The organism is Xanthomonas sp. WHRI 8393 (assembly GCF_040203315.1).
In the GTDB taxonomy this organism is placed as follows: Bacteria; Pseudomonadota; Gammaproteobacteria; order Xanthomonadales; family Xanthomonadaceae; genus Xanthomonas; species Xanthomonas arboricola.
The window spans coordinates 328,678-341,172 of the sequence record NZ_JBEGGL010000005.1; the positions used below are offsets into that span (position 1 = coordinate 328,678).

The 12,495-nt window shown below is 62.8% G+C and carries 4 protein-coding genes; all 4 read left to right on the forward strand.

Annotated elements, in window-relative coordinates; translation table 11 throughout:
- Positions 1-403 precede the first annotated feature (403 nt).
- Entirely contained in the window at positions 404-2,887 is a 2,484-nt protein-coding gene (locus ABQ137_RS17590; RefSeq protein WP_179465775.1) for a penicillin acylase family protein, read from the forward strand.
- A 3-nt stretch (positions 2,888-2,890) separates the two neighbouring features.
- A complete protein-coding gene (locus tag ABQ137_RS17595; protein ID WP_184519100.1) occupies positions 2,891-4,591 on the forward strand; it encodes a cyclic peptide export ABC transporter in 1,701 nt (566 codons plus the stop codon).
- A gap of 104 nt (positions 4,592-4,695) precedes the next feature.
- On the forward strand, positions 4,696-7,908 hold the full coding sequence (locus tag ABQ137_RS17600; protein WP_349783258.1) for a non-ribosomal peptide synthetase: 3,213 nt from the start codon (positions 4,696-4,698) through the stop codon (positions 7,906-7,908).
- Positions 7,901-12,495: non-ribosomal peptide synthetase (locus ABQ137_RS17605; RefSeq protein ID WP_349783259.1), on the forward strand; the 4,595-nt coding region annotated here is incomplete at its 3' end. The genes ABQ137_RS17600 and ABQ137_RS17605, both read left to right, overlap by 8 nt.

Consider the following 12,495-nt stretch of genomic DNA (forward strand, 5'->3'; position numbering starts at 1 on the left):
CTCCAATGCTGTCCGGAATTGAGCATCACGCGCGTTCAGCGGAGGGTGCTGCGTTCTGAATAACGGAACGGAAGAGGTCCTTGCATCGTCATGCGCGGGACCTCCGAACGAGGCATAGCCGTGACAGACTGCCAATTCAGGCCCGTGCTCCTAGGCGATTTCTAACAATTCATACTTCGAGCGATCGCGGGCCAGTCAGTATTCGGAACTACGCGTGAAACGCTTGACGTCCTCTTTTTTTTTGAGGATCTTGTCAGGGGTTTCGCACGTGCATGAAGAAGCGAGTGGGGACGCTTCTAGCGCACCATGTAAGGTCCTCTAGGTCTGGGCCGCGCGTGCGTTGGCGTTAGCAGCGATCTACACCAGTTCACCGTTTCCTTGCTAAGACAGGACAGGATGTTCGATGCTCAAAAAGCACCCACTGCTTTCTCGTATCCTGTTTTTTGTCGTAGGTCCGCTTGTAGTCGCGGTGTCCGCCGGATGGTGGCGCCTGCATGAAAGCCTTCCAAACGAGCAGGGCCGTCTTGAAGTAGAAGGATTGCGTGCCCCCGTCAGCGTTGAGCGTGACGGTTACGGAGTGCCCAACGTGGTAGCGCGCAATGATCGCGACGCCTATTTCGCCGTGGGCTATCTGCATGCGCAGGACCGCATGTGGCAGTTGGAACTGCAGCGGCGGATGGCGCAGGGCCGCTTGAGCGAGTTGCTCGGCAAGGATGCAGTGCAACAGGACATCTGGTTTCGTACGCTCGGACTGATGCGTTCGGCGCATGAGGCCTGGGATGCGCTGAGCCCGGAGGCACGCGATTCTTTGCAGGCCTATGCCGACGGCATCAACGCATGGCTCGACGCACGCACGGCCCTTCCTGTGGAGTTCGTTGCGCTGGGAATTCGGCCTGATCCCTGGACCGTTTATGACTCGCTAGCTTGGTCAAAGGTGTTCGCGCTTGATTTGGGGGGCAACTACCGTCGAGAAATCGACCGTATGCTCGCAGCCCAACTGCTCGATACCGAGCGCTTGCAGACACTGTTCCCTGACGCCGCCGACGATCCGATGCGCATCGCAAACAAGCCGGATCTCGCATCGAGCTCTGCGTTCGACCCAATGACAGTGGAGGGCTGCGTGCAAATGCTCGAGTTCTTCTCAAAGCTGGAACAAAACACCGGACTTGGGGGGCATTATGTCGGCAGCAATGCATGGGCGGTGTCGTCTCGTCTGACGGGTAATGGTTCGGCGCTGCTCGCCAACGATCCGCATCTGGGTTTGCAGATGCCATCGCTTTGGTATATGGCCGCACTCAAAGGCGATCACCTCGATGTTTCCGGCGCAACATTGGTCGGCTTGCCCGTCGTGGTATTCGGACGCAATGCCAGCATTGCGTGGGGAGGCACCAACCTGATGGCAGATAGCCAGGACATCTATCTGGAACAAGCCAAGCCCGACGATGCGTCGCGTTATCTCGCCAATGGGAAGTGGGTACCGTTCCTGCAACGTGAGGAGCTTATCAAGGTTCGGGAGAGTTTCCCTTCGTTTCTGCACGCTCCGATCAAACCACTGCGAATCAGCGTACGTTCCACGCGGCACGGCCCGATCATCAACGATATGTTCCAGGTGTTTGAGCAGCCAGCCTCTCTGCGCTGGACCGCTCTGGACAAGGACGATACTTCTTACGAAGCCTTCTACCGGATCGGCTATGCACAGGATTGGAGCGAGTTCGACAAATCGCTCGCGTATTTGGTCGCACCCGCCTTGAACATGGTGTATGCGGACCGCGCCGGTCATGTCGGCCATCTGGCGGCAGGACGTATTCCGGTACGCGCGGCAGGTGATGGCGGCGCGCCGGTACCTGGATGGAACGATGAATACGTTTGGACTGGTCGCATCCCGTATGAGGAGATGCCACATGTCTACGATCCGCCGTCAGGCTTCGTGGCCTCGGCCAATGATGATCCTACGCCTCCCTCTTATCGCTGGCTGATTTCCAACGACTGGGCGCCGCCGACTCGAAAGAGGCGAATTGAAGAGATGATCACTGGTGCTGTTTCCGCCGGTAAACCGGTCGATGTGGCGTTGATGCAGCGCATGCAGGCCGATCAATACAGCGCCTCCGCAGTGCGGCTTTCCAAGGCTCTGTTGAATTATCCGCCGGGCGATAGAGCGCAGCGGTGGGCCCACGACACGCTACGCGACTGGAACGGGCGCATGGATCGAGATAGCCACGCGGCTACTCTATTCAATGCTTGGCTGCGTCAGCTCAAGCGCCGTCTGGTCGGCGCCGCATTCCAGGGGTATTGGAACCGTGCACGGCAGAGTCGCGTGCTGCAGGGAATGATCGACGGAATCGATCCAGATACCGTTGCCGCGATGTTGTCTGGACAGTCGGGCCAGTGGTGCCGCGACCTGGAGGACAGCAAGCCGGTACCCTGCGCTGATGTCACCGGCGCCGCACTCGACGACGCGCTCAGTGAGCTGCGCAAGATGGCCGGCGATAGTAGTGATGGCTGGGCATGGGGAGACGTCCATGAAACGGTCTATCGCCACGTGCCCTTTAGTGCGGTCAATGTAGCCAAGGTCTGGTTCGAGCGGAGAATATCCAACGGTGGTTCACCCGATACGCTCAACGTTGCCGACTACACCTTGGGCGATAGCGGTCGGTACGAGCAGACGTTTGGTGCTGGTTTCCGCCAGATCTTCTCGCTGTCGCCTGCCGCTGTTACACACTTGCAAATGAATTCTACCGGGCAGTCCTCCAACGCGATGAGCCCACATTACGACGACATGGTCGAGGGGTTTCGCGATGTGCGCTACCTCCCGATGACCGCTACGAGCGATGATCGCCGCCGACTCTGGCTCGAACCCGCGCAGTCTGCAAAAAAGGCGGGGCATTGATCGATGAGCATCCTGTCTTCATTTTCCCGGCGTGCACCCAACAAGGTGTTCATCGCAATGGTGTTGGGTACCTTGGCCGGGATGGCATACACAATGGTCATTCCGTTGGTGATGACCGTGCTCGATCAAGGTCCGGCGGCATTTTCCACGACCGAGCCGGAAACTGTCAGGCTCTTCGGTTGGCAGGTGTCGCATTACCGATTTGCTGCCTTGTTCGTGGCCAATTGCGTGTTCATTTTGGTCGCGCGCACCGCGTCGCAAGTGATCCTCTCCCGCGTAGCGCTGGATGTGACTACTGACTTGCGCAATAGCATGTATACAAGCATCTCGCAGGCGCCGATCGCCGAGTTGGAGCGAGTCGGCCTCGCCAGGCTAGTGGCATCGATCACTGCCGATGTGCCGGTCATTGTCGCCGGCGCGCGCTTGCTGCCGGATCTGTTGACGAACGCGGTGACATTGGCCGGTGTGCTTGGCTTCCTGCTGTTTCTCAGCCCCAGCGTGTTCTGGTTTGTGCTCAGCTGCATCGCACTGGGTGTGCTGACCTACCAGCTGCCGATGTTGATTGCGCGCCGTTATCTCGTCCGTGCACGCGGTCATCTTGACCATCTCCACGAAGGCATCCGGGGTCTCGTACACGGCGCCAAGGAACTCAAGCTCAGTCACGCAAAACGTCAGGACTATGCAGCGAATGTGCTTGCAGTGAACGAACGGCTGGTTCGAAATAGCGCCAAGACCGGCATGAGCGTCATGGCCGTGGCGCAGAATTACGGCAACCTGATCGTGCTGTTTGTGATTGGCGCAATTGCATTCGTATTCGTCAATTATCACGCTATCGGGAGTGGCACGCTGGCCGGTGTGATCATGGCCCTTCTGTACGTTACTGCCCCGGTCGCTGCCTTGCTTAATTTCGTGCCGCAGCTGAGCATGGCAAGGGTCGCTCAACGCAAGATCCACGAGCTGTTCGGGCAACTTGCCCGCGAGGACGCCGCAGAAGGAAGCGCACCTCGCCGGGACTGGCAGCACCTGCGGCTGCGGCAGGTGGTTTATCGGTATCCGGGGCGGGGCGAAGAGCCTGGGTTCCATATCGGCCCGATCGACTTGGAAATCAACCGTGGCGAGATCGTGTTTATTGTCGGCGGTAATGGGTCGGGGAAATCGACGCTGGCCAAACTGTTGAGCTTGCACTACCGCGCCGCCTCTGGCGAGGTGCTGTTTGACGACGTTGTTGTCGATGCTGATACTGTCAGCGGATTCCGCAATGGAATCTGCGCCATCTATTCAGACTATTATCTGTTCGACCGTCCGCTGGGAATTGATGGCGATGCCGCAAAGGTTGAGATCGAGCAGTACCTTGAGTTGTTGGGCCTGTCTGGCAAGGTCCGGTTTGCGGAGGGTCGTTTCAGTACGCTCTCTCTTTCTGATGGACAGCGCCGGCGTTTGGCATTACTTGTGGGTTTTCTGGAGGATGCGTCGCTGTATGTGTTCGACGAGTGGGCAGCGGACCAGGATCCGACTTTCAAGCAGGTGTTCTATGGCAAGATTCTGCAATCACTAAAGACGCGCGGCAAGGCAGTGGTTGTGATTTCGCACGACGATCGCTACTTCACCGGTGCAGATCGAGTCGTGGTGATGGGGGACGGCATGATGATTGGCAGCCCGGATGTATGGACATCAGATCCGCTGGTGGCTGAGACTGAGAACTGAAATGTAGCCGCTCCCGTTTGCGGCCGGAGCCAACGTTCAATAGGGCGACTCGGGTAGGGACGAGTCGGGGCGGGCGGGGATTACAGCGTGAAAGGAATACAAGGATGTCTCGACGTTTCCCTCTTTCACAAGGTCAACAGGCGCGCTGGTTTCAGTATCAGTTGAATCCCGCTTCCCGCGGTGATCACAACAATGTATTCGTGGTAGCGCTTGATACCGACACGATCGCAGGTCGGCTAGCGACGGCGATCGATGCGTTGGTTGCGCGTCATCCAATGTTGCGCGCACGTTTTTGCAGTGATCAGGAGGGTCATGTTGAGCAAACAATCACTGAGCCTCGTGGAGAAATCCTGGAGAAAGTCGACGCGCGCGAGATGGATCTGGAAACGCTGCAGCGGCGTGTGAGCGAGGATGCCTGGCGCGCCTTTGAAGACGAGCAATTGCTGCTGCGTGCCTGCCTCTATCGCCGCTGTGCGGGCGGTGCGGTTCTACTGTTGGCACTGGATCACCTCATCTGCGATGGCTGGTCATATTGGCGACTACTCGGTGAGCTATCTGCTGCGTTGGGCTCCGACGTCGAGACGATCGGCAAGATAGGTGCGGACGAGCACGATTACAGCGCGTACGTAAACTGGCAGGAGCAATGGCTGCAAGGTCCGGCGTGCGAACGTCAACTGGCCTATTGGCGTGACATAGTGGGTCGGCCGCAGTCTCCTCTTGAATTGCCCGCAGCCGATGTTGGCGGTGGCGGTGGCGGTGTGCAGCGGGCGCACACGCTATTGCTGAGTCGCGAACTGTGCCAACGCTTGCGCTGCTTCGCCGCCGATCACGATGCCAGCCTGTTCAGTGTGCTGCTGGCCGCGTTGCAAATCCTGTTGCACCGCTATAGCGGCCATTCCACGATTTCGGTCGGCGCGCCGATGCCTTGTCGCAGTAGAGCTGCGTGGCGTGGTGTGGTCGGTGATTTCGTCAACATGGTCACGTTGCGTGCGTGGTTCGGCGATGACAGTCGTGTAGCAGACGTTGTTGAGCGCGCGCGCGCGGCGGTGCGCGGAAGCGTACGTCACCAGGACTATCCAATCTCCACCCTGATCCGTCGTCTCGAGCTGGGTGGCACCCCCTTCGATGCCAGTCTGGTTTTCCAGAATGCGCGCGAATCAGGCCCGCTGACCGAGTTATGGAATCCTCGCCGTGAGGGCGAGACAATCACGCGGTGGGGCGAGGTTGCGCTGAGTGCATTCCCGATCCAGCAACGTGTTGCGCTGGACAGGATGGCGCTGGCAGTCCATGCGATCGAGTTCGAACATGGGGTGCGCTGCGATTTCATACACGATGAGACTCGCGTCGATGCCGGCGCTATCGCGCGGATGACGGCTAATTTCGAAACTGTGCTGCAGGCAATGCTCGCCGATCCGGGCGCACAGGTACGGACATTGCCGTTGCTGAGCGCCGACGAGCGCATCCAGGTGCTGGAGGCCTTCAATGCAACGCGCGTCGACCAGCAAGGCCCTGAGACCTTGCACGGCTGGTTCCAGTGCAGCGCCCGCACGTTTCCTGAGGCGATCGCCTTGCGATCAGGTGCGCAGACCCTGAGCTACAGCGAGTTGGACCGACGCTCTGACGCCGTCGCTGCGCGCCTGCAACGCATTGGAGTGGGTGCCCAGGAGTGTGTCGCAATCCAGCTGCCCCGTGGGCCTGGGCTGATCATTGCAGTGTTGGGGACGCTGAAGGCGGGGGCTGCCTATGTGCCGCTTGACCCTACCTACCCGCAAGAGCGTATAGCCGCCATCCTGGGTAGCTGCGGTGCACGCGTGTGCATTGTCACTGCGGCGCTGGCCGCTGCGCTGCCGGCAAACCTGGCAGCGCTGGACATCGACGATGCGACATTAGCGCAGGAAGTGCCGTGGCCATTACCGCACGTGCCTCCCAATGGATTGGCGTACGTCATCTATACCTCCGGTTCGACTGGAACGCCGAAGGGCGTGATGATCGAACATGCCAATGCTTGCAACTTCATCGCCTGGGCACTGCGCGACGGTGGAACGGACGCGTTCGCGCACACCTTGTTCGCGACCTCGATCAGCTTTGATCTGGCGGTCTATGAAATCTTCGCGACCTTGGCAGCGGGCGGTACGTTGGAGATCGTCCGCGATGTGCTCGAAGCGCCGTGCGGCCCGGTCAGTTTGATCAATACGGTGCCCTCGGGGATGTCGGCGCTGCTGCACGCCCGAGCAGTGCCGGCATCGGTACGGCGGGTCAATGTGGCCGGCGAGCCACTGCGTGCCGAACTGGTGGAGCGCATCTTTGCCGGTTCCTCAGCGCAGACGGTGCATAACCTGTATGGACCCACCGAGACCACCACGTATTCGACGGGCGTGCGGATCGGGCGCGGCGACGCATTTGCAGCCCATATCGGACGCCCGATCGACAACACCCGGATTTACATCGTCGATCGCGCTGAACAAGCGCTGCCGATTGGAGTGCAGGGCGAGATCTATATCGGAGGCGCAGGCGTGGCGCGCGGCTATCTCGGCCGTCCCGATCTAACGGAAGAGCGCTTCGGCAGCGATCCCTTTGTCGAGGGCGGCCGCTGGTATCGGACTGGCGATCTCGGCTGCTGGACTGCCGACGGGAATATTGAGTACCGCGGCCGCACCGACCACCAGGTCAAGATTCGCGGCTTCCGGATCGAGCTCGGGGAGATCGAGACGGCGCTGCTGTGCCTCGACGGCGTCGAGGCCGCCGTGGTGGTCGCCTGCGGCGATGCGACCGGAAACCAGCGGCTGGTTGCCTATGTTGTCGTGAGCCCGCAGGTTCACGTGACGCCGCACTCGTTGCGCGACGCGTTGGCCATGTCGCTGCCGGCGCACATGGTGCCGGCGGGGTTCGTCCCGCTGGAGCGGCTGCCACTGACTCCAAATGGAAAGATCGATCGCGCCGCGTTGCCGATACCGGAATTTTCCAGCGACCGCGCCTATCGCGCGCCCACCGGCGAGATCGAACAGCAGATTGTTCAGATCTGGGGGGAACTGCTGGGGGTCTCCCGCATTGGTCGCGACGACAATTTCTTTGATCTCGGCGGTCACTCGCTGCTGGCAATGCAACTGACTGCACGCCTGCGAAGCGAGTTCGGCGTTACGGTGCCCCTGGCGGAGTTGTTCGACGCCCCGGAACTGAGATACATGGCTGAACGAGTCGCCGTGGCGCAGGCTGCGGCATTGGCGAGCCAGGACATGCAGTCGATGCTCGCCGAGCTGGATGGGCTCAGCGAGGATGAGCTCAGGGAGATACTAAGCAAGGAAGCAATCGATGACTGAGTCCCTCGACGAGCGCCAGCGTCTTATGCAGGCAATCCTGCTTAACCGCACGCGCCGTGCGACGCGCACGCGCGATGCGGACGACGACGCGATCGTTGCGAGGCCGCGTGATGCGGAGCTGCCATTGTCGTTGGCCCAGCGCCGACTGTGGTTCCTATGCCAACTCGACGCCACCGCCTCGGCCGCTTACCACATGCCGGTGTCGCTGCGCCTGGAAGGCGAGCTTGACGTTGCAGTATTACGCGCCGCGCTCGATGCGCTGGTGGCGCGGCATGAGAGCTTGCGCACCCGTTTCCTGGCGCGCGATGGCGAGCCCGAGCAGGTGATCGATCCGGCCGATCGCGGCTTTGCGCTACGTGAGCTCGATGTGTCGCTGCTGCCGGCCGATGAGCGCGCGGAGGCGGTGGCCACCCACGCCCGTGATGCCGCTACCGCACCATTCGATCTTGCCGCCGGCCCGCTGGTGCGTGGTCGCCTGTTGCGTCTGGACGCGCACACCCATGTGTTGCTGCTGACCCAGCACCACATCATTTCTGACGGCTGGTCGGTAGGGGTGCTGGTCGGCGAGCTGGGGGTGTTGTACCGCGCCTTTGCCGAGGGTGCGGCCAATCCCTTGCCAGCGCTGGCGTTGCAATATGCCGACTATGCGGCCTGGCAGCACAGCCAGCTCGCTGGTGAGGTCTGGCAGCGTCAGATCGATCACTGGAAGCAGACCTTGTCTGGCGCGCCGTCGCTGCTGGAACTGCCGACCGATCGTCCGCGTCCGCCGGTGCAAAGCTATCGCGGTGCGAGTCTGCCGCTACGCCTGGAGCCTGAGCTGGTCCAGGCACTGCGCAGCTGGTCCTCGCGCCACGGAGCGACCTTGTTCATGGCCTTGACGGCCGGCTGGGCAGCGTTGCTGTCACGGCTGGGTGGGCAGGAGGAGGTGGTGATCGGCACGCCTGTGGCAAACCGCCCACGTGCGGAGCTTGAGGGGCTGGCGGGCTTTTTCGTAAACACGCTGGCGCTGCGGGTGCCGGTGGACGGCATGGCGGATGCGGCGACGCTGTTGATGCAGGTGAAGGCGCAAGCGCTGGACGCGTTTGCGCATCAGCAACTGCCGTTCGACCAAGTGGTCGAGCACGTGCGGCCGGAGCGCAGCCTGGGCCACAGCCCGGTGTTCCAGACGATGCTGGCGCTGAACAACACGCCGGGTGCACGTGAGCTGTCCTTGCCAGGGGTGCGTCTGCAACCGCAGCCACAACCGCGCACGACGACCCAGTTCGACCTGTCGCTGGCGTTGAACGAACACGCCGGCGCACTGACTGGCGAGCTCGAATACGCCACCGACCTGTTCGACGCGGCAACGATCCAGCGTTGGGCCGGCTATCTGCAGCGGCTGCTGCAGGCACTGCCCGACGCCGAAGGGCAGCCGGTGGCGGCGTTGCCGATGCTGTCCGAGCGCGAGCGCGAGCAACTGGTCCACGGCTTCAACGCCACCGCCCGTGCGTATCCGGCCCAGTCCACCATCGCCGAGGTGTTTGCCGCCTGCGCGGCCCGTCGCGGCGAGGCGATCGCGCTATGCGATGCTGATCACGCGCTCAGCTATGCCGAGCTGGATGCGCGCGCCAATCGTCTGGCCCACGGCTTGCGTGCGCATGGGGTGGATCGCGAGCAGCGCGTTGCGCTGATCGCCACCCGCAGCCTGGATCTGGTGGTCGCGCTCCTGGGCGTGCTCAAGGCCGGGGCGGCTTATGTGCCGCTGGATCCCGAGCAACCGATCGGCCGCCTGGCCGACCTGGTGGCCGACAGCGGTGCGACGGTGGTGCTGTCCGACCGGGCGCTGGAAGGCGCGGGGTTCCAAGCAACCCTGCCGCTGGCGCCATCGGCGTGGGCCCGCTATCCGGATACGGCGCCGGTGGTGGCAGGCCAGGCCAGCGATCTGGCCTATGTGATGTATACCTCCGGTTCGACCGGGACACCGAAAGGAGTGATGGTCGAGCAGGGCGCGGTGCTGCGGCTGGCGGTCAACGGCGGGTTTGCGCCGCTGGGCGATCACGACGTGGTGGCGCACTGCGCCAACCCGGCCTTCGACGCCTCGAGCTGGGAGCTGTGGGCACCGTTGTTGAACGGTGCCCGGGTGGCGGTAATCGATCCTGCGACAGTGCTGGATCCGGCGGCGCTGTCGGCGGCACTGGCGCGGTTCGGGGTCAGTGCGATGTGGCTGACGGTGGGGCTGTTCAACGCCTACGTGGACGCGCTGGAAGTCGCGTTCGGGCAGCTGGACCAGTTGCTGATCGGAGGCGACGCGCTGGACGTGCACACGGTGGGACGACTGCTGTCGCGGTCGCAGCGCCCGCGGCGGCTGATCAACGGCTACGGTCCGACCGAGACGACGACGTTCGCCACCACCCACGAGATCGTCCTGGCAGACCTGGCGGGGCATGCGATTCCGATCGGTCGCCCGATCGGCAACACGACGATCCGGATCGTGGACGGGCAGGGGCGTGCGGTGCCGGTAGGCGTGATCGGGGAGCTGTACATCGGCGGGGCGGGAGTGGCGCGCGGGTATCTGAACCAGCCCGAGCTCAGTGCTGCGAGGTTCGTGGCCGATCCGCTGGGCGGCCCGGGGCGCTACTACCGAAGCGGGGACCTGGGGCGCTGGCGTGCGGATGGGACCATCGTGTTTGCCGGTCGCAACGACGGCCAGGTGAAGCTGCGCGGTTTCCGGATCGAGCTGGGCGAGATCGAAGCGGCGCTGCAGCGGCTGCCGGGCGTGCGCGAGGCGGTGGTGGCGGTTGGGCAGACCGAACAGGGCGGCCGTCGTCTGGTGGGCTATGTGGTGGGCGGCCAGGGCCGTGTGTCGGACTGGCGGCAGACACTGTCCACACAGTTGCCGGACTACATGGTGCCTTCGGCGTTGGTGTCGCTGGAGGCGCTGCCGCTGACGGCCAACGGCAAGCTGGACCGCCGCGCATTGCCGGAGCCGGACGCCGCGTCGCTGGCGGTGGGTGACTATCAGGCCCCCCGGAACGAAACCGAACGTACCCTGGCCTCGATCTGGCGGGCGATCTTGCAGGTGGAACAGGTCGGCATCCACGACAACTTCTTCGAGTTGGGTGGGCACTCGCTGCTGGCAGCGCGGCTGGCCTCACGGGTGGCGGCCCAGTTGCAGCGGCAGGTACCGGTCAGCGCGGTGTTCGAGCATCCGACTCCGGCACGGTTGGCCGCCTTCCTGGAAACCGCCGCAGCGGTATCAACGACGGTGCCGGTCCCCATCGATCCGGCGCAGCCGCCGCAACTATCGTTGGCCCAACAGCGGTTGTGGTTTCTCGATCGGCTCGACCGCGCCGCGTCGGCGGCATATCACATGCCTTCGGCATTGCATCTGCAGGGGCCGTTGGAATTACAGGCACTGCAAGCGGCACTGGACCGCATCGTGGCGCGACACGCGGTGTTGCGCATGCGCTTCGCCGAGACCGACGGTTGCGCGACCCCATGGATCGCGCCCATGGACGAAGGCCTGCCACTGCGTAAGGACGACCTGAGCCTGCTAGACCCGGAGGCGCGCATTCAAGCCCTGGCCGCAATTGCACGCGAGGAAGCACTCACTCCGTTCGATCTAGGCGCTGGGTGCCCGATCCGGGCGCGTCTGGTGCACCTTGGCGCACATGAGCATGCGCTGTTTCTGACCCTGCATCACATCGTGTCCGATGGCTGGTCCAACGGAATCCTGACCCAAGAGCTGAGCGCGCTGTATCGTGCCTTCGTCAAGGGCGCGTCCGACCCCCTGCCGCCGCTGCCGCTGCAATACGCCGATTACGCGGCTTGGCAGCGCAGCCGGATCGATGATGTCGCGTTGGAAGCGCAACTGACCTTCTGGCGGGAGCACCTGCACGGAGCGCCGGAGCTGCTAGAACTGCCGACCGATCGCGAACGTCCCCGGCAGCCTTCGCACGCTGGGGCGATGTTGCCCTTCGAACTGGGCGAGGCAGCGAGCACACGTCTGCGCGATTGGGCGCGAACGCATGGCGCGTCCACCTACATGGCGCTGATCGCGGCATGGGCAATTTTGCTCTCGCGGCTGAGCGGGCAGGACGAAGTGGTGATCGGCAGCCCGGTTTCCAACCGGCCGACACCAGAACTCGAGGTGCTGATCGGCTTCTTCGTCAACACCTTGCCGCTGCGAGTGAGGGTCGACGCCGACGCCCCGGTGCAGGTGTTGCTAGAGCAGGTCAGAACCGGCGTGCTCTCCGCGCTGGCCAATCAAGACGTCCCGTTCGAACAGATCGTCGATGTGCTCAAACCTTCGCGGCAGCTGGCCTACAGCCCGCTATTCCAGGTCGCGCTGGCGTTCGACAACACACCCAAAGGGGCCACAGGCGAGTTGCCAGGGCTGAGCCTGTCGAGTCTCGAACAGGCCCATGCCAGCACGCGCTTTGATCTGACCTTGTCGTTGTCCGACGACGCGCGTGGTATTCGCGGTGTACTCGAATACGCCACCGACCTGTTCGACGCGGCAACGATCCAACGTTGGGCCGGCTATCTGCAGCGGCTGCTGCAGGCACTGCCCGACGCCGAAGGGCAGCCGGTGGCGGCGTTGCCGAT